Below are 15,405 nucleotides of genomic sequence, written 5' to 3' on the forward strand. Positions count from 1 at the left end.
ATAGATTATGGAATGGCTTCAGAACTACTTTAATTTTCGGATTGTCGGACAATATGCCGACGTCTTTGTTGCCGGTGTAGGGCAAACGCTTTGGATTTCTGCGCTTTGCCTCGTTCTGTCACTGATTATCGGGACCTTTCTCGCGCTTGCGCGGATGTCCGAAAATCCGATGATCTGGCGTCCGGTTGCCGGCTACATTCAATTTATCCGATCAACGCCGTTGCTCATTCAGATCTATATTGTTTATTATGGACTTCCAGCCCTTCTGCCCCGCGGCTATGGCGATTTTTTCGACGAGACAGAAACCGGCATTATTGCCCTGACCATCCATACAGCGCCTTATATGGGCGAGATCATTCGGGCGGGCATTGGATCTGTCAATCGCGGCCAGATCGAAGGCGCGCTGTCTGTTGGCATGACGCCACGACAAACGCTGACGAATGTCACCCTGCCGCAAGCAGTTTCAAATGTAATGCCGCCCCTGCTGGGCCAGACCGCCGTGCTGATCAAGGATACGTCCCTGTTGTCCATCATTGCCGTCTTCGAGTTGATGGGAGCCGGGCTCCAGATGTTCTCAGAGACAGTGATTGCAACCGAGAGCTATGTCACCACAGCCGTCTGTTATCTGGGTATCTACGCAATGATGCTGGTCCTGTCAGGTATCGTCCAGAAAAAATTGGGCGGTAGCGCCTGGAAAGCCAATTAAGGTATGTTGATGTGGAAATGATCGCAGAAAAAATCTCCATCGTTCAGAGCCTTTGGCCCTTCCTTTTGAAGGGACTTTGGATAACGTTTCAGATATCCATAATCTCGATCCTGCTCGGATCGCTGATCGGTTTTGCTCTGGGTATCGGAAAGACCCTTGGCATTTACGTGCTGGAAAAATTCATCAACGCCTATTTGCACGTGCTGCGCGGATCGCCCTATCTGGTGCAATTATATATCATATATTTTGTGCTGCCATCTCTGGGCATCGCATGGCTTTCCTTCGACAGCTACACAGCCGCTATCGTATCACTGTCGCTTTATACCTCCAGCTATGTGACGGAAATCGTGGCTTCGGCGATCTTCGCTGTTCCTAACGGCCAAAGCGAAGCTGCGCGCTCTGTCGGCATGTCAAAAACCCAGACCTATCGCAATGTCATTATTCCGCAGGCTCTGAAGCTGACCATACCGCCAATGGCAAGCGTCTATGTGATTGTGATCAAAAGTACAGCGGTGCTGTCAGTCATTGGCATTGCAGAACTGACCCGCCAGGGTGAAGTTGCCATCATGCGTATGCCCGGCGACATCATGTTTATCTACATGCTGATCGCCTTCTTCTATTTCCTGTATTGCTACCCGGTTCTGCGCTTCTCAAGATGGGCAGAAGGCCGCTTTGGTCAATTGGGGGACGGGCATTAGGAACTGCCGCGCAGACCAGCAAAACTGAGTATAAAGTGTCCCGCAAAACCAATCGCGGGACACAGTTTGAGGCTATTTGTTTCGGGCGTAACGGCCAACAAAACTCGTTGCCGCAATGCTGTCCAATAGCATCTGGCCAAATGCCCATAACCAGGACGCATGTTGCTTTGCATCAGAATTCGAATTTGGATTGAATGGATGTGATGGCATTGGAGGGCAGCGCGGTGATATCCTGAATGCAGCCTAATCAGATCCGGATAGATCAGATCCGCACCCAGCTGGATCCCTGCAGATTTGAGCGCACACACGCATCAATGAATTGCAGCCCGGCAAGTCCGTCTGCCGAGTCCGGAGCCATCGCTGCCGGGTCAGAAACACAATCACCATCAGCGGCGCGTATCAGCTCGGCGGCTTTCCGGTAGATGGTTGCAAACCCTTCCAGATAGCCTTCCGGATGGCCAGCGGGAATGCGCGTGACACGGCTTGCCGCCTCGCCCGCTTCAGGCGAACCACGAGTGATTTTTCGCGTGGATGCGTCCAGATCATGCACCCAAAGAATATTTGGCTCTTCCTGAGCCCACTCCAACCCACCCTTGCTGCCAAAGACGCGCAGCAGAATATGCGCGCTGCCATTCAGTTGTCGCCTGGGAACTCAATCAAGTATTTACATCATCACTCGCATATCCGTAATTTTTCTACAAAAACATGACCATTCAGATGATTTTTCCCATGAATTCCACACAACTGGCTGGATTACGCGTCAAGTCCTTAAGGGCATAAATCGCCAAAACATCCGAATTTGGTGCTTTCAAAGCCATTTGAAATTTTTCAGAAAAGCATCATTGCTCCAGTTGACAGAATGTAGAAAAAATACATATTGTTCTCCATACACGCCTTGGGAGGCCTCATGAAAACGCTGTTTATTCTATTTGATTCGCTCAACCGTCATGCATTGCAGACCTATGGTGGTGATGTCATCACACCGAATATGGAGAGGTTTGCCCAACGCTCCGTGACGTTTGACAACCATTATGTGGGTTCAATGCCGTGTATGCCAGCTCGGCGCGACATGCATTCTGGACGGGTCAATTTCCTTCATCGGTCTTGGGGACCGCTGGAACCCTATGACCCTTCCTATTCGGAAATTCTCCGCGCCAATGGCACCTACACCCATATGTTGACCGACCATTATCACTATTTTGAAGATGGCGGGTCGACGTTTCATAACCGCTTCACAACTTGGGATTTTGTGCGCGGACAAGAATGGGATGCCTGGAAAGCAGTGGTTGAGCCGCCGCTGGCCGAGTTCAAAAACAAGTATCACGATATGCAATATGAGGACGTCCGCCAGTTCTCTGGGCGTCTGCAAAACATGCTCAACCGAACCGAGATATCTGAGGAAAAAGATTTCCCGATGGTGCAGTGCTTCGACCGGATGTTCGATTTTCTCGATACTAACCGCGATTCAGACAATTGGTTTTTCCAACTTGAGTGTTTTGACCCACACGAGCCGTTTCAGGCACCACAAAGATTTCGGGATATGTACCCGACCGATTATGAAGGACCCATTCTCGATTGGCCGCGCTACCGTGAAGTGCGTGAAACCGATGAAGAAGTGCGGGAAGTGCGTGCCAACTATGCCGCTCTGCTGACGATGGTGGATGAATATTTTGGTAAATTGATCGATTACATGGACGAGCATGACATGTGGAAAGACACATGTGTGATCCTGACTACAGACCACGGAGTGATGCTGGGTGAGCATGATTGGTGGGCCAAGAACCGCCAGCCATTCTATCAGGAGATCAGCCATATTCCGCTGGTCGTTTACCACCCTGACCACGCCGACATGGCCGGAGAGCGGCGTAGCGGTTTGACACAAACTCAAGACCTGATGCCAACCATTCTGGATGTGCATGGAGTGAATGAGGTGCCAGATACTGTTCTGGGCAAATCAATTCTGCAACTCATGGATAAAGACGAAGCACACCATGACGCAGTGATCTACGGCCTGTTCGGCGCTGCGACCAATGTGACGGACGGACAGTATACCTATTTCCGATATCCAACGAATTTCTTTGATCAGGAACTTTATGAATACACGCTTCTGCCGCTGCATACGAAAAGCTTTTTCGCAGCCAACGAGTTTGAAGGCGTAGAGTTTACCTCGGAGTTTGAATTCACTGGCGACTACCCGGTCATGAAAATCCTCGCCCGAAAGGACGCAAAACGGCCTCCTGGGCAGGGCGGGCCGCCGTCAGATATGTTCAACCAGCTTTACGATGTTAAAGCCGATCCCGGTCAGGTGCAGCCTCTTGATGATCCCGATGTCGAGGCACGCATGATCGAATTGATGATTACCCAAATGCAACGCAATGAAGCCCCGCCTGAGGCCTACACACGCCTTGGCCTTGAAGTGCCAGCATAATTCGAAAACGTGAGGAGGAGACCCACAATGAAACTGAAACTGATTGCAACAGTCACCCTACTAGCGCTGCCAACACTCGCATTGGCGGACGGACATACAAATTACCCTGAAAAACGCGTAAATGTCCTGATCCCATTTAACCCCGGCGGCGGCGTTGACGCGACCGGCCGTCTGATGGCAGCAGAATTCGAAAAGTTTTTTGACGCAAACTTTGTTGTCAAGAATGTAAGCGGAGCTGGCGGCACAATTGGCGCAACACAATTGGCCCAGTCAGATGCAGATGGTTACACCATAGGTGTTCTGCCGATTGGCACTGCAACCACTCAACCGCACCGCAAAGAGCTGCCCTATAATGGCGAAAGCTGGGAGGAAGTGTGCCTGATGGTAAAAAGTCCGCTGGCCGTTCTGGTAAACAAAGAGGGCAAATATCAAAGCATAGAAGCACTGGTTGAAGCCGCCAAATCCGGCGAAACTGTTCTCGTCGGTGGCCCGCCCAAAGGTTCGGTGCCCCATATGGCACAGGCTGCTCTGGGCCAGGCCTTCGACACCGAATTCACCTTTGTTCCATTCGAGGGCGGCGCCGGTGCCTCAAAGGCCGTCCTTGGCAAAGAGGTTGATTTCACGGTGGAACCGTTCGGCTCAGGCAAAAAGCTGGGTCTGAACCCTTTGGTGGTGCTGGCTCCAGAACGTGTGGGCGACCTGCCTGACGTACCATCGATCAAGGAAATCAATGGTTCTGATCTCGATCTTGGCATCTGGTTTGGCCTGTTCGTTCCTGCCGGAACGCCCGACGGTATCGTCAGCAAGCTGGATGAAGCTTGCGCAGCCTCCGTGGCCTCAGACGATTTCAAGGCCGGAATTGCCAATGTTGGCTGGAACATCAACTATCTTGGCAGTTCTGATTTCACATCATTCTTTGCAAAGCAGTATGCGACCAATGGCGAACTGCTAAAGTCCCTTGGATTGGTGAAGTAGGCAACATCAAATTGCCGCCGTGCCTGTCAGGTGCGACGGCAATCTACGAAGGGCATCAAAATGTATAGTGATAGCCAAGGCGCGGAACGGATGAGCGATCGGATCTTTGGGTTCGCATTGCTCGGTCTTGGCGCCATTATTTTTTGGTCAACATTCAATCCCGATTGGTTTTCACTGTCTGACAAGGACGAGGCCCGCACGGTTCTGGTGCCCCGCGTTCTGTTGGTTCTGATCATTTTCATGGCAGCGCTGTTGCTGGTGCGCAGTTTTTTGACCGCTACCAAATCAGCAGGGTTTTCAGAGGCGGTCGCCTGGCAGGACCGCATGGGCTGGGTTCGCTTTGCGATGGCCACAGCTATTGTCCTAGGCGTTGCCTTCGCAATGCCCCGTCTCGGGTTCTACCTTGCGATGGTTCCTGGCATTGCAGCAATGGCCGCAGCAATGGGTCTGCGTCGATGGATCTTGTTGACAGGCGTTGCCCTGATCGCGCCTGTCATCGCCTGGTACATCATCGTTCAAATTGCCGAACTGAGCCTTCCCGAAGGCAAGGTATTTTCTGCTTTCGGGTTGGGTTAGGATATGCAGAATTTACTTGAATCCTTGTCATTGATCTTCACATTTCAGGGAATTCTCGCTCTGATCATCGGCGTCGTGATTGGCACCTTCGTGGGTGCAATGCCCGGTTTGGGTACTGTGGTCGCATTGGCCATGATGCTGCCACTGACCTTTGCGATTGACAGCGGACCGGCCATTATATTGCTCCTGTCTGTCTATGTTTCTTCAGTCTATGGCGGCAGCGTCTCTGCCATTTTGATCAATGTACCCGGCACACCACAATCCGCAGCGACAGTCCTGGATGGATATCCTATGACCAAGGCTGGTCGGGCGGATGAAGCTCTCGGGTGGGCCACAGGCGCATCGGTATTCGGTGGAATCTTCTCTGTTCTAATCCTTGTCACTGCAGCGCCGACACTGAGCAAAGTCGCTATCAATTTTGGCTCTATCGAAATCCTCGCACTCATTATCTTTTCAATGACGACGATTGCATGGGTGAGCCACGGAAATACGATCAAGGGTCTGCTTGCTGCGTTGCTGGGACTGTTCCTGTCCACAGTTGGCCAAGACAATTTTACCGGACTGTCACGCTTCGATTATGGCAATTTTTCCTTGTCGGCAGGGTTCCACGTGATCCCCATTCTGGTGGGAATTTTCGCACTGTCAGAGGTATTCCATCAAGCTTTCGCGGGTCCGGGCGCACAGGGCAAAGTTGAAGGGCGTGTCGGCTTCAAGGTTGCGGGTCTCCGCGCCTGGATGAGTCGAAGCAAACAGTTGCTGCGTGCCTCCGCAATTGGATCCTTCATTGGTGTTTTGCCAGGTGTGGGTGCCGTGACAGCGGCTTTCGTCAGCTATGCCGATGGCAAACAGTCTTCTCCCAATTCAGAGAAATTCGGAACAGGTGAGCCGGACGGCATCATTGCATCAGAAGCGTCCAATAACGCAGTCACAGGCGGCGCACTGGTCCCAACCCTTGCGCTTGGGATACCGGGAGATGGCGGCACGGCAGTATTGATCGGCGCGCTTATCATCCATGGCGTCACACCGGGCGTGCGGCTCTATGTCGACGAACCGGTGCTGGTGAATATGATGTTCCTGGCGCTGTTCTTCGCTAACATACTTTTGTTTTTTGTCGGCGCTTTCAGCGCAGGTATTTTTACTCGTCTGTTGAAACTTCCTGCTTCCGTCCTGATGCCAATTGTCATGATGCTGTCGCTCATTGGAGCTTACACAGTCCGCAGTTCGATGCTGGACGTTTATGTAGCAATCATTGCCGGGTTTTTTGGACTGTTTTTGCGATATGGCGGATTTCAACTCGCCCCCATCGTGATTGGATACGTTCTGGGACAACCCTTTGAGGAAGGTTTGCGACGTGGGTTGCTGCTGACCGGGGACCAACCGTTGCGGTTTTTCGAAAGCCCGATTTTTTGCCTGTTTATTGGTCTCACCGTCTTGGTGTTGACGTCGCCGCTATGGATGAAGCTGCTCAGGCGCAATGCAAAAGCCTAGGAATTCTCATGTCAGACAACACCCCTCTTATCCTGGTTAACCCTCCCCCTTTGGGCACGCTCGACACCCCTGGGCTGAAAAAGCTCGAGGAGGCAGGGTATCGACTGTGGCGGAATGAAACTGGCGTCACACTGACAAGTCATGAGCTTTGCAAGCGATTGCCTGAAGCTGTTGCTGTGCTTGGTGGTTTGGAGACATATTCAGATGATATTATGGCTCTTTCGCCAAATTTGAAGACCATTGCGCGCTTCGGTGTAGGCTTTGACAATGTTGATCTTGAAGCGGCGAAAACACGTGGCATCGAGGTAACGATCTCGCCCGGTGCCAACACACAATCAGTCAGCGATGTGGTCATGGCATTGATGACATCACTGGCCTGTTCAATTCTACCAAACCACGCGGAGGTCATGGCTGGTGGCTGGAAAAAAACCAAATTCCCGGGCCTTTATGGCAGCACATTGGGCATTATAGGGTTTGGACGGATTGGCCAGGCAGTGGCCAAAAGAGCCGAAGCATTCGGGATGAAAATCCTGAGTTATGACCCTTACAACACAAACGTGCCCTCTGCCACACCGATAGATCAGGTCATTGCGCAGGCCGATGTGCTTACATTGCATGTGCCTGCGGTGGACAAACCCATATTGGATGCCGCCGCCATTGCAACGATCAAACGCGGCGCAATTGTGATTAATGCTGCGCGGGGCGGATTGTTGGACGAAACCGCATTGGCGGAAGCTTTGCATGACGGACGGCTCGGTGGGGCTGGACTGGACGTGTTCGCTGAGGAGCCCCTGGGTGACAGCCCGCTGAGATCGGCACCCAATGTGATCCTGACCCCACATATCGCGGGAGTCAGTGCCAGCGCGACAGCAATAATGGCTGATATGTGTGCGGTGTCTCTGCTTGCCTGCCTGTCCGGCAATGAGGTGCCGCAAGAGCGCTTGATCGTGCCGCGCCCGACCTGATCAGCCTTTCATCATCAACTCGCATTGTCCCGAATGCGGGCAAGCGCCAATTTCCCCATTTGGTGACGCTCTGCAGTTCCTTCTGGGCGATGCGGTGCGGCGCACACCACAACGGCATCCAACGCCAGCATAAATGCCAGCGGCGTCGACAGTGGTGTGAAGGCTTCAAAATCTTCCCGGACAGAAACCCCGACAGTCACATCCGCTATTTTGGCCAGGGGTGAACCAGGGCGCGTGAAGGCAATGACCGTTGCCCCTGCGGCTCGCGCCATCTTGACCGCACTCAGATGCATCGCCGCCGTACCACTGAAAGAAATGACAACCATCACATCGCCTGCCCCCAGAATGTTGGCCATCACTGTTTGAGTGAACGAGTCACTGATGATGCTGCAGGGCAAACCCAATCGATACAGTTTGTTGTGACCTTCAACCGCGACAGAATACGCGGCACCGTTCGCGATAAATTCGACACGCCGTGCCTTGGCCATAACTTTACCGGCTCGTCCCACCTGATCAGGATCAAGCCCGTCACGCGCACCGGTGATGGCCTGGATTGCCGACTGTGAGAGTTTGTGGATGATGTCAGATGGTGCGTCCGTTTGGTCAATGTCCTGATGTGCAGCGAGAGGCTCAAGGGCAATGCTTTGAGCAAAGGAAACCTTGAAGTCGGAATAGCCATCAAAGCCGAGCTTGCGGGAAAACCTGATAACGGTTGGCTGACTGACGCCCGCACTTTCTGACAGCTTGGCCAGCCCTACGCCCGCAAATGCATCAGGAGTAGCAAGCAACAATTCGGCCACACGTCTTTCGGAGGCACCAAAAGTTTCCAGACGAGCGCGGATCATTTCCAGAACGCGGCGAACTTTAGTCATTTGAAATCATCCCATTACATAAACTTTGTATATTTTCTACACCAAGAAGGGCAACTTCGGCCAGTCGTTTTTCTACAAACAAGCTCGTAAATGACCATTTTTTGCCGCACTACCATACGATGGGATGCGCCAAGGAAGAGACTTGACCACCACCGATCAGTCCCGGACTCGGAACAAAACCCCAGTCCGTTTGACAATATTTTCCAGTGCGTAAAGCAGCGCTTTATCGCAAGCAAATTGAGGCAGAAAGCTGCACGGAGCTTTCACCGGTTTTCTTTTGCTTACCTCAGCGCTGCAATCACCGCATCAACATTGGTGACAGTTGCCACATTCGTCATGGCGTATTCAATGGAGACCCGGTGCCAGTCTGCGTTCATGGTGGAACAGGCATCTTCCGGCAGAATAATTTTATAGCCCTTGTCAGCGCCGGTCCGAGCCGTGTGTTCGATGCTCATATTGGTCCAGGCACCGGTATTGATGATGACATTGCGGCCAGCACCCTTGATGTAATTTTCCAGACGTCCGCTTTCCCAGGCGCTCATAGTCATTTTTTCCACGACCAGATCACCAGGCTTCTGCTCCAGCCCCGGCGCGGGTTGAACGCCCCACGTACCGCGAACCATCGCATTCCCGTCAATCAGACCTTCCATCAAGGGTGAGTTGCGTGCCATTGCCGGGTGGCCCGGCTCACACACAAGCCACACATGAATGACCAACACACCGGCTGCACGACAGGCCTCGGCCAGACGCGCGGAATTGGCCAACACATTTTGCTGCTTTGCGTGTTCAGGAGACCCGGTTTCCGCAAATGCGCCGCCATCCATCATAACGTCATTTTGCATGTCCTGGATAAGCAGAACCGCTTTGCTCGGATCTATTTTCAAACCGGCCCCGCCAGGCTGTGATTGTGGTTGCGTGCGGGCTTCTGGCTGCGCTGAAGTCACGTTTGTTGCTCCGCCGGTGTGAATATTGGGATTCATGAAAGGTTCATTGCGCGACCGCACTTTTGTCTTCACCGAGTAAAGCGACGTGCTGGAGGTCATGAACAGCGTGTCCCAATTGTCACCGCCCCAATGCAGATTGGCGACCATTTCAGGAACCGATACTTTACCGAGCAGCATGCCATGGAATGAGTAGACCCAGACACCGCCTGGCGCTGTCACCCAGACATTGCCTTCGATATCAGACTTCATGCCATCCGGCAGACCCGGTTTGAGGGAATCTCGTATGCCTGACGCAAAAATCCGCCCATTGGTCAATCGTCCATCATCGCCAACATCAAACATGCGGATGTTGGCCTGATCGGTATCATTGACCCACATCCACCGTTCGCAGGGCGAAAAGCACAAACCATTTGGCTGGTTGAACATATACCGATCGGACACCAGCACAGGCTCATCGCCCGGTTTATGCCCCGGCTCCAGCATGTAAACGCCCTGAAACCCTTGTTGGGTTGGCCGTGGCACGCCATAATGTTCCATCCGCCCATAGGTCGGGTCTGTGAAATAGATCCGGCCATCCGAGCGTACGCAGATATCATTGGGAGAATTCAGCTCCCTGCCTTCAAAATGAGAACACAGAACCTCCCGCGTGCCATCCGGCAGAAAACGCGCAACAGAACTGGTGGCATGTTCGCAGGCCAACAAATTCAAATCCGCATCATAGGTCATGCCGTTGGCTTTGTTGGACGGGCGCATGACTTCTTCAATGCGTCCATCCGGTGTCCATTTGCGCCGGACATCGCCCGGCATATCAGAGAACAGCAGATGGTTCTGCACCGGATGCCAAATCGGCCCCTCTGTGAATACAAATCCCGTTCCCAACTGGGCAACAGGCGCATATTCATCAATGAGCTTGTGGAAATTCCGGTCAATCGCAGTGTGGCTCATAATGCTGTCCTCCAAGCCCCTTACGCGGGGAACCAGTCCCGGTTTGGCACAGTTTCGACCAAGGGGCCGGGAACTGTCATGCCCAAACGGCCAACCACTTTCTGGCGATCAATTTTGGCTGGGCGATCATGCACAGGCAGCAGGAATTTGTAATTGTTCAAAAGGCGTTTGATAGCGCCCTTCTCTTCCCGCTTCGAGCCGGAATGATTGCCTGTTACCCGTGGCTCCATATCCATATTGGTGTGAACATGGTTGACGATCTGGTCGTTGAAATCATAAATCACATCACCGCAGATACAGGCCAGACCTTCAGCCGTTTCAACAATCACATTCATGGAGCCTTCGGTATGTGCACCGGCAGCTTCGCACCAAACGCCGGGAATGATTTCCTCAGCTTGAGTAATTTCGAGATCAAGGAACCGCATAGCTTCCGGCTCATAAATCCGCTCCACAAGGTGCAGAATATCCGGCTTTGGATATTGCGGAAACATGATGCCGGAAACAGAGAATTCCATTTCCTTGCGGTTGATCACCACCGTCGTGTTCATCGGGAACAGATCATCCTTGCCCGCATGGTCAATATGCAGATGGGTGTGCAGCACGTAGCGCACATCGCCCATTTTGACACCGTGTTTGGCCAGTTGATTTTCAATCATATTGTCGTGGAACTGCAGCCCGCGCATTCCCAGCGATTCCATGATGGCATTGTCCCGATACCCGGTATCGACAACAATTGGATATTCGCCGCCAAGGATCAGAAAGCCGTAAACCGGAACCCGCCGCACCCGGCCACATTCATGGCCAAGCACCAGGAATGAAGTCTCCAGTTCGATGTCTCCATAGTCGAGAACATGAATTGTCAGCGCCATATGTGTTTCTCCCTTTTAAGTCCGATGGGCCAACGGCCCGTGATTGCGAATTGATGCGTCAAAGTTGGTAGACCCGCGCTGCGGTGTCGTGAAAAATCGCCTTTTGCTGGGCTTTTGGCAGATCAGAGGTGGCTTTCTGAAAGGCTGCAACCAGCTCCGCATAGGAGGTCCACAATTTCTCAATCGGAAAGTTGGAGCCGAACATGCAGCGTTTGGCCCCGAAAATCGCCACGGTTTCGGAAACCATCTCGGCGATGAATTTGGGATCATTGCGATGAATAAAGGTTCCGAATGCTGAAAGCTTCGTCACCACATTCTTGCATTTGGACAGCCGCTTCATGCCCTTGCGCCATGCAGCCCAGCCATCTTCGCTAGCATCTTCCAGCATGCCAGCATGCTGCAGAATGAAGGTCACATCCGGGCAGGCATGCGCCAGTTCGACGGCAGCTTCCATCTGACCGGAAAACAACTGCAAATCAAAAGTCCAGCCATAGTCACCCAGATGCGCAATATTGCGTTGAAGCACAGAATTGGTCGGCAGATCCGGTGTCGCAGCAAAGCGATAAAGCGGGTTTTCATGCCAGTGCAGTTGCTGGCGTACGCCGCGCATCAAGGGATATTTCTTCAGCCGGTCCAATTGGGGCCGCACATCATCGACCATAAAATCCGCATAACCGACAATGCCATGAGGCCAGCCACTTACGTCGGACACGGATTGCACCCAGGCCACCTCATCTTCAAACCAGTTCGGTGCCCAATTGGCCTGAACATAGACAGATTTGGTAATGCCAAGCCCTTTGACGTCTTTCAGATATTCATCAATCAGATAGTCGCGCTTGATATCCGCGTAAGGCCCAAATATGCGTGGTTGCTCAGGTCCCAGCAACCAGGGCAAATCCTTCTGCAGCCAGATATGGTGATGTGCGTCAATCATGCAGCCCTCGCAAGGTTCAAAACGTGGTTACAAATGGCCTGCGTATCGCTGCCATCAGACAGACTGTCGAGGTATGGGCGAATAGCGGCCAGAGCTTCAGTCTGAGGCACATAGCCCGCATCTCCGGCCAACGGTGACAGCCAGTCCACACGCCAGGCCATGCGTGACAGACGCCAGACCGCGTCAATCAACGCATTCGGCTCCCCGCGTTCCAACCCGTCAGACAGCACAATTACGGCAGACCCGCGCGCAAACCCGGCAAATCTGGGCACTGCCAAATAGGCCTGAAGCGCATCGCCAATACGTGTGCCGCCGTCAAAATCTGCAACCAGTCGGCCAGTACGTTCCAAGGCTTCCTGACTATCTTTCGGCGCAAGCGCTGGCGTGATGCGGGTCAGGCGCGTGCCAAGTGTAAAGGCCTCAAACCGGTCTGCCACCTGTGCCAGTGTATGGGCAAAGCGCAAAGTTGCGTCTGTCTGCTCTTTCATCGAGCCGGAGACATCAATCAGCAGTAACAATCGCCGTTGCCGGGTCTTTCGGCGCAGTTGCGGCAGAGTAAACACTTCCCCATCGCGCTGCACCGCTTCACGCAATGCCTTGCGCATATTCAGTCTGTCTCCGCGACGCGCGGCAGACCGCCTGTAAGACAAACGACGCGGCAAACTGCCGGGCGCACGGCGCGCAAAATCCCGCAAGGCAATTGCTTCGTCCCGCGCCCCGAAACTGCGCTGGCTCAAACTTTCAGCTACCGTCGCTTCAGCGCCGGAATCCTCTATGTCATCGCCTTCAGGCACCTCGGATTCGCCGTCACTGGCCTCAAAGGCCTCAACCTCTTCTTCATCGTCACCGGCACTGGCGGGTGCGGCGATCGTCTGCCCCATGAAAAAAGCCCGAAACAGTGCATCGAACTCCGTTTCCCGCTCTCGAGGAATTGCCAGCATCGACAATGCCGCCCGGTGGATATCATCCATATGCCGAGGACCCAGCAGCCCAATGGCTTCAATAAACCCGCTGGTTTGATCGGGAGCCACCGCAAAACCATGCGCTCGCAATACCCCAGCAAAATTGACAAAAGGTTCTATGGCGCGCGGAAGCATTATGCCGCCTCCGATGGAAGCAGCGCCTCAAGTCGCGGCTGCATATAGGTCAGATCGTCATGATCTTTCAGCGCCACGCCAATCGCCTTGCGAAACGCCTGCGGCCAAGGATTGCCTTGCGAATGCAACAATGTTGCAGCTTCCGCCCATTCAACGGTTTCAGCCACGCCCGGCGGCTTCGCCAATGGCTCTGCGCGCAATTGTGTGACAGCTGCCACGACTGCGTCAGCCGTGGCACGCACCACAGTGCTGGCGCGTGTCATAACGATTTCAGCTTCCAGCGCCGCATCTGGATAATCAATCCAATGATAGACGCAGCGCCTGCGCAGCGCTTCATGCAGATCGCGTGTGCGGTTAGATGTCAGCACGACTACCGGTGCCTGAGTGGCGCGAACCGTCCCGGTTTCCGGGATTGAAATCTGGAAGTCAGACAGGAACTCCAGCAAGAACGCTTCAAATTCATGATCGGACCGATCGATTTCATCAATCAACAGGACCGTATTTTCCGGTGACCGCAGCGCTTCCAGCATGGGACGGGCCAACAGAAATTCATCACCATAGATATTCACATATTCATCGCCAGCCTGGCGAATGGCCAGCATCTGCCGCGTATAATTCCATTCATAAAGCGCTGCCGCCGCATCAATGCCTTCAAAACATTGCAGGCGAATAACAGTGCGTCCCAGCACTGCACCAATTGCTTTGGCAGCTTCGGTTTTACCCACACCGGGCGCACCTTCCAGCAAAAGCGGTTTTCCCAGCGCCAGTGCCAGATAGGCCGACGTCGACAAGCCTTCATCCGCCAGATATTGCGCACCAACAAGCGCAGACCGCAGACCGTCCGGCGAATTTATCCCAGCAATTGAAGGACGGACTGCCACGGCTTAGAAAGTCCCCTTTGGTTGGGCTCCGCCATTGGCCTGAATGCCACGCAAAACTTTCTCCGGGGTAATCGGCAAGACATCGCAACGCACCCCAACAGCATTGTAAATCGCGTTTGCGACAGCGGGGAGCAGTGGATTGGCACACATTTCGCCCGGTCCCTTGCCGCCAAAGGGCGCATCCTCTGCCGGGCGTTCCAGCACAGCAATATTATGAGGCACCACGTCACCCGCGCCCGGCATCAGATAGGTATTGTAATCGTCAGGACCGTGAGAGCGGTCCGGATAATACGGCTCCGTGGTCTCATAAAGCGCATGGGAAATGCCCATCCATGCGCCTCCGATCAATTGCTGCTCCACCATTTTCGGGTTGAGCGCACGACCAACTTCATAAGCGGAATTCACTTGGCTGACGGTGACCTCGCCGGTTTCGTCATCAACCTCAAGATCAACTACAACCGCAGCGTGGGCAAAACAGGACACAGGCGTCATCTCGCCCGTATCAGCATCCACATCAGACGTTGGAATGAGGAAAATGCCGCGCCCCGAGAGCGTTTTTCCCTGTTTGAATTGTGCCGCAATGGCCGTATCAGCCACGGTTATGGAACGGCCTGGCGCGCCTTTGACATGAATATTGCCTTCGCCATCCGTGTCCAGATCAGCAGGATTGACCTCCAACTCATCTGCGGCAGCTTCCATCATTGCCGCACGCGCTTCAGCAGCGGCGCGAATAACCGCATTGCCCACACGGTGGGTTCCGCGTGAGGCAAATGAGCCCATATCATGAGGACCGGTATCACTATCCGCTGTGTCCACATAAACATCAGCAACAGGAACACCCAGTGTTTCAGCCGCTATCTGCCGGGTGACGGACTTCATGCCCTGCCCCAGATCAATGGCGCTCAATGAGACCATGAATTTGCCATCGGGCGTGGAATGCACCAAAGCCTGACTGGGATCACCACCCAGATTCATACCGATGGGATAGTTGATACAGGCAAAGCCGCGCCCTTTGTGAAGTGCCATC

The 15,405-nt window shown here is 53.4% G+C and carries 15 protein-coding genes; 7 read left to right on the forward strand and 8 right to left on the reverse strand.

The genetic code is table 11. The annotated features are described in order from the left end of the window. Positions 1 to 7 precede the first annotated feature (7 nt). Together RAL91_RS15360 and RAL91_RS15365 are read left to right on the forward strand one after the other, a co-directional pair. Complete coding sequence (locus tag RAL91_RS15360) at positions 8 to 706, forward strand: amino acid ABC transporter permease (protein WP_306257113.1); 699 nt, start codon at positions 8 to 10, stop codon at positions 704 to 706. Between the two features lie 17 nt (positions 707 to 723). Then, entirely contained in the window at positions 724 to 1,404 is a 681-nt protein-coding gene (locus RAL91_RS15365; RefSeq protein WP_306257114.1) for an amino acid ABC transporter permease, read from the forward strand. Positions 1,405 to 1,666: 262 nt separating this feature from the next. Here the strand turns inward: RAL91_RS15365 and RAL91_RS15370 are convergent, their stop codons facing one another. After that, entirely contained in the window at positions 1,667 to 1,990 is a 324-nt protein-coding gene (locus RAL91_RS15370) for a hypothetical protein (protein WP_306257115.1), read from the reverse strand. A 321-nt stretch (positions 1,991 to 2,311) separates the two neighbouring features. Here RAL91_RS15370 and RAL91_RS15375 point away from each other — a divergent pair, with 321 nt between their 5' ends. The 5 genes from RAL91_RS15375 to RAL91_RS15395 all read left to right on the forward strand — a co-directional run bounded on the left by RAL91_RS15375 (position 2,312) and on the right by RAL91_RS15395 (position 7,836). Continuing rightward, positions 2,312 to 3,832: a sulfatase gene (locus tag RAL91_RS15375; RefSeq protein WP_306257116.1), complete on the forward strand. Its 1,521-nt coding sequence runs from the start codon at positions 2,312 to 2,314 to the stop codon at positions 3,830 to 3,832. Between the two features lie 27 nt (positions 3,833 to 3,859). Next, positions 3,860 to 4,807 carry a tripartite tricarboxylate transporter substrate binding protein gene (locus tag RAL91_RS15380; protein ID WP_306257117.1) on the forward strand — a complete coding sequence of 316 codons (948 nt, stop codon included), beginning with the start codon at positions 3,860 to 3,862 and terminating at the stop codon, positions 4,805 to 4,807. A 90-nt stretch (positions 4,808 to 4,897) separates the two neighbouring features. Continuing rightward, positions 4,898 to 5,383 carry a tripartite tricarboxylate transporter TctB family protein gene (locus tag RAL91_RS15385; RefSeq protein WP_306257118.1) on the forward strand — a complete coding sequence of 162 codons (486 nt, stop codon included), beginning with the start codon at positions 4,898 to 4,900 and terminating at the stop codon, positions 5,381 to 5,383. A gap of 3 nt (positions 5,384 to 5,386) precedes the next feature. Further along, a complete protein-coding gene (locus tag RAL91_RS15390) occupies positions 5,387 to 6,871 on the forward strand; it encodes a tripartite tricarboxylate transporter permease (RefSeq protein ID WP_306257119.1) in 1,485 nt (494 codons plus the stop codon). An 8-nt stretch (positions 6,872 to 6,879) separates the two neighbouring features. Continuing rightward, positions 6,880 to 7,836: a phosphoglycerate dehydrogenase gene (locus RAL91_RS15395; RefSeq protein ID WP_306257121.1), complete on the forward strand. Its 957-nt coding sequence runs from the start codon at positions 6,880 to 6,882 to the stop codon at positions 7,834 to 7,836. 14 nt (positions 7,837 to 7,850) lie between these two features. Here the strand turns inward: RAL91_RS15395 and RAL91_RS15400 are convergent, their stop codons facing one another. The 7 genes from RAL91_RS15400 to RAL91_RS15430 all read right to left on the reverse strand — a co-directional run bounded on the left by RAL91_RS15400 (position 7,851) and on the right by RAL91_RS15430 (position 15,404). Further along, positions 7,851 to 8,708, reverse strand: a complete 858-nt coding sequence (locus RAL91_RS15400) for a MurR/RpiR family transcriptional regulator (protein ID WP_306257122.1) — start codon at positions 8,706 to 8,708, stop codon at positions 7,851 to 7,853. 281 nt (positions 8,709 to 8,989) lie between these two features. Further along, entirely contained in the window at positions 8,990 to 10,597 is a 1,608-nt protein-coding gene (locus RAL91_RS15405; RefSeq protein ID WP_306257123.1) for an isochorismatase family protein, read from the reverse strand. Between the two features lie 20 nt (positions 10,598 to 10,617). After that, positions 10,618 to 11,466, reverse strand: coding sequence for an N-acyl homoserine lactonase family protein (locus RAL91_RS15410; RefSeq protein WP_306257124.1), 849 nt, complete (start codon positions 11,464 to 11,466; stop codon positions 10,618 to 10,620). A 58-nt stretch (positions 11,467 to 11,524) separates the two neighbouring features. Continuing rightward, the gene (locus tag RAL91_RS15415; RefSeq protein ID WP_306257125.1) at positions 11,525 to 12,400 is read right to left on the reverse strand and encodes an amidohydrolase; all 876 of its coding nucleotides are present in this window, start codon (positions 12,398 to 12,400) and stop codon (positions 11,525 to 11,527) included. Further along, complete coding sequence (locus RAL91_RS15420; RefSeq protein WP_306257126.1) at positions 12,397 to 13,497, reverse strand: VWA domain-containing protein; 1,101 nt, start codon at positions 13,495 to 13,497, stop codon at positions 12,397 to 12,399. Before RAL91_RS15420 ends, RAL91_RS15415 begins: the two co-directional genes overlap by 4 nt. Beyond that, positions 13,497 to 14,378 carry a MoxR family ATPase gene (locus RAL91_RS15425; protein ID WP_306257127.1) on the reverse strand — a complete coding sequence of 294 codons (882 nt, stop codon included), beginning with the start codon at positions 14,376 to 14,378 and terminating at the stop codon, positions 13,497 to 13,499. The genes RAL91_RS15420 and RAL91_RS15425 overlap by 1 nt, the downstream gene beginning before the upstream one ends. Positions 14,379 to 14,381: 3 nt before the next feature. Continuing rightward, positions 14,382 to 15,404, reverse strand: a complete 1,023-nt coding sequence (locus RAL91_RS15430; protein WP_371932422.1) for a xanthine dehydrogenase family protein molybdopterin-binding subunit — start codon at positions 15,402 to 15,404, stop codon at positions 14,382 to 14,384. Between the last annotated feature and the right edge of the window lies 1 nt (position 15,405).

Origin of the sequence: Pararhizobium sp. IMCC21322, assembly GCF_030758295.1 — a bacterium.
GTDB lineage: Bacteria > Pseudomonadota > Alphaproteobacteria > Rhizobiales.

Bases quoted from the DNA above. Each gene is read 5' to 3' on its own strand.
- RAL91_RS15390 (WP_306257119.1), top strand. From the start codon at position 5,387: ATGCAGAATTTACTTGAATCCTTGTCATTGATCTTCACATTTCAGGGA.
- RAL91_RS15360 (WP_306257113.1), top strand. From the start codon at position 8: ATGGAATGGCTTCAGAACTACTTTAATTTTCGGATTGTCGGACAATAT.
- RAL91_RS15430 (WP_371932422.1), bottom strand. From the start codon at position 15,404: ATGGCACTTCACAAAGGGCGCGGCTTTGCCTGTATCAACTATCCCATC.
- RAL91_RS15400 (WP_306257122.1), bottom strand. From the start codon at position 8,708: ATGACTAAAGTTCGCCGCGTTCTGGAAATGATCCGCGCTCGTCTGGAA.
- RAL91_RS15365 (WP_306257114.1), top strand. From the start codon at position 724: ATGATCGCAGAAAAAATCTCCATCGTTCAGAGCCTTTGGCCCTTCCTT.
- RAL91_RS15420 (WP_306257126.1), bottom strand. From the start codon at position 13,497: ATGCTTCCGCGCGCCATAGAACCTTTTGTCAATTTTGCTGGGGTATTG.
- RAL91_RS15375 (WP_306257116.1), top strand. From the start codon at position 2,312: ATGAAAACGCTGTTTATTCTATTTGATTCGCTCAACCGTCATGCATTG.
- RAL91_RS15415 (WP_306257125.1), bottom strand. From the start codon at position 12,400: ATGATTGACGCACATCACCATATCTGGCTGCAGAAGGATTTGCCCTGG.
- RAL91_RS15380 (WP_306257117.1), top strand. From the start codon at position 3,860: ATGAAACTGAAACTGATTGCAACAGTCACCCTACTAGCGCTGCCAACA.
- RAL91_RS15385 (WP_306257118.1), top strand. From the start codon at position 4,898: ATGAGCGATCGGATCTTTGGGTTCGCATTGCTCGGTCTTGGCGCCATT.
- RAL91_RS15405 (WP_306257123.1), bottom strand. From the start codon at position 10,597: ATGAGCCACACTGCGATTGACCGGAATTTCCACAAGCTCATTGATGAA.
- RAL91_RS15395 (WP_306257121.1), top strand. From the start codon at position 6,880: ATGTCAGACAACACCCCTCTTATCCTGGTTAACCCTCCCCCTTTGGGC.
- RAL91_RS15410 (WP_306257124.1), bottom strand. From the start codon at position 11,466: ATGGCGCTGACAATTCATGTTCTCGACTATGGAGACATCGAACTGGAG.